The organism is Vibrio sp. D173a, from assembly GCF_030248475.1.
Genome location: NZ_JAHGAH010001067.1, coordinates 1 through 603, shown reverse-complemented (window position 1 = coordinate 603; position 603 = coordinate 1). Strand labels below are relative to the sequence as shown.

Sequence of the window (603 nt, the reverse complement as noted above, 5' to 3'; positions counted from 1 at the left end):
TTATTGGTGGTGTCTGAACGAGAGTAAGAAAGCTTACTGTTGAACATGTCGTAGCCGTAAGACACGCTAGCCTCGAAGCCTTTGATTTCAACATCGCCTAAATTGTAGATAAGGTAAGTCTGGGTAGCACCTTGGTATGCCTCCACAATGTAGTCATCAATATCCGTTTGGAAGACCGTAACATTTGCGCCCAAGAAATGATCGTCAATGTACTTATTGAATCGAACACCACCTTGTGTGTTCAAGCCTGTTTCTGGCTTTATGTCGTCCGCTAGGTAGGCAACATCTTGGTACGCGATAAAGCTTTCAAGAAGCTCTGGGCCTTTGAACAGAGAACGCGCACTTGCGAACAGCGTCCAGTCTTGCGTGACATCCCACTCCGTCGCCAATGCCCATGTTACGTCATCAAAATCATCGGTACCGGTTTCCGCTTTACGTTGATAGTCATCGAAGCGCAGGCCAGCAGTCACAGAAAAGTTATCAGTAAAGTAGAATTGGTCTTCAACAAACAAAGCCGTAGAAATCGCAGATTCATCCATGAACTTGCTGCTGCCATAGTAAGCGCTAGATGTCTTATCCATGTAGTCGAAGCCATAGGTTGCT

The 603-nt window shown here is 45.9% G+C and carries 1 protein-coding gene; it reads right to left on the bottom strand.

The features are described 5' to 3' along the window. A partial coding sequence (locus KIV40_RS31330) for a TonB-dependent siderophore receptor (RefSeq protein WP_285353201.1) occupies positions 1-603 on the bottom strand: 603 nt, incomplete at both ends.